The organism is Streptococcus sp. 121 (assembly GCF_016458205.1).
Lineage (GTDB): Bacteria > Bacillota > Bacilli > Lactobacillales > Streptococcaceae > Streptococcus.
Genome location: NZ_JAEMED010000082.1, coordinates 1 through 1,340, shown reverse-complemented (window position 1 = coordinate 1,340; position 1,340 = coordinate 1). Strand labels below are relative to the sequence as shown.

2 protein-coding genes are annotated in these 1,340 nt (G+C 36.2%); both read left to right on the top strand.

The annotated features are described in order from the left end of the window. Positions 1-65: 65 nt before the first annotated feature. On the top strand, positions 66-326 hold the full coding sequence (locus tag JEQ21_RS10365) for a transposase (protein ID WP_442805127.1): 261 nt from the start codon (positions 66-68) through the stop codon (positions 324-326). Between the two features lie 23 nt (positions 327-349). Further along, on the top strand, positions 350-1,210 hold the full coding sequence (locus tag JEQ21_RS09805) for an IS3 family transposase (protein ID WP_442805128.1): 861 nt from the start codon (positions 350-352) through the stop codon (positions 1,208-1,210). The last annotated feature ends 130 nt before the right edge of the window (positions 1,211-1,340 follow it).

The following is a 1,340-nucleotide window of genomic DNA, read 5'->3' as shown; positions in this document are numbered from 1 at the left end:
TGGTGTTAGTATGATTTCATGGACACGATTTGGTAGAATTATCTCAAACCAAAGGAGAAGTCCATATGTCACAAAAGTATAGTAAAGAATTCAAAGAAACCATCGTAAGCCTTTATGAAACCGGTAAATCCGTTTCCGATTTATCTCGAGAATATGGTTTAGCTAATCAAACCATCTATAAATGGATAAAAGTCTACAGTAAGAAACAGTTGGATACTGAGGAGATGTCACTCCATGATCTTCAAGAAATGCGTAAGGAAATGGCAAAAATTAAGGAAGAAAATGAAATCTTAAAAAAGGCCTTAGGGATCTTTGCGAAGAAGTAAGTACCGCTGTAGTCTTCGCAAAGATCCAATTCTTACACGAGACCTACAACTACTCAATTAATGGTCTCTGCAATGTTTTTGAGGTTGCACGATCTAGCTTCTATGAGTATCAAAATCGGAAACCTAGTAGTCGTGATCTTGAAAATGATAATTTGAAAGAAGTAATCATGGCTTCGTATCTTGAATCTGATAAAAGATATGGCGCGCCAAAAATCCATAAAGACTTACAAGCTCAAGGGTATTCAGTTTCAGAAAAGCGAGTTCAAAAATTAATGAGAGAATTAGGAATTCAATCCATTATTCGTAAAAAATATCGGCCTACTAGTTCGACGAAATCTGTCACACAAGAACGCCCTAATTTACTCAAACGTGATTTCACTGCTAAGAAACTCAATCAAAAATGGGTGACCGACATCACCTATATCTATACTCTATCTGATAGCTGGTGCTATTTATCAAGTATCTTGGATCTGAAATCACGTAAAATTATTTCTTGGAAACTGTCCAGAAATATGGATACTCAATTAGTTCTAGATACGCTGGAAGGTGCACTATCGACAAGAACAATTTCAGATAATTTGATCCTCCACTCGGATCAAGGGAGCCAATACACAAGCAATGCTTATAACAAATACTTAGAAGAACATCAGATTACCCATTCCTACAGCGAAAAAGGTTGTCCCTATGACAACAGTTGTATTGAATCATTTCATGCGACACTCAAGAAAGAATGTATCTATGCAGAAAATTCGATGGGCTATAAAGATTTTGATTCTTGTTATCAAAGTCTGTTTCAATACATTGAAGGATTTTACAATTCAAGGAGACGCCACAGCAGTCTAAACTATCTAAGTCCGAATGAATATGAAAAACTAGAAGCTTAGTTCATTTACCCTCTTTTTTCTAGTTAGTTTCTGAAAGATACTAACTAGAAAAAGGAGGCCAGGCAACCACGGGGCGCCTAGAACGCACAAAATTCTATCAAAAACTGTCCAAGATATTGACTGAAATCCA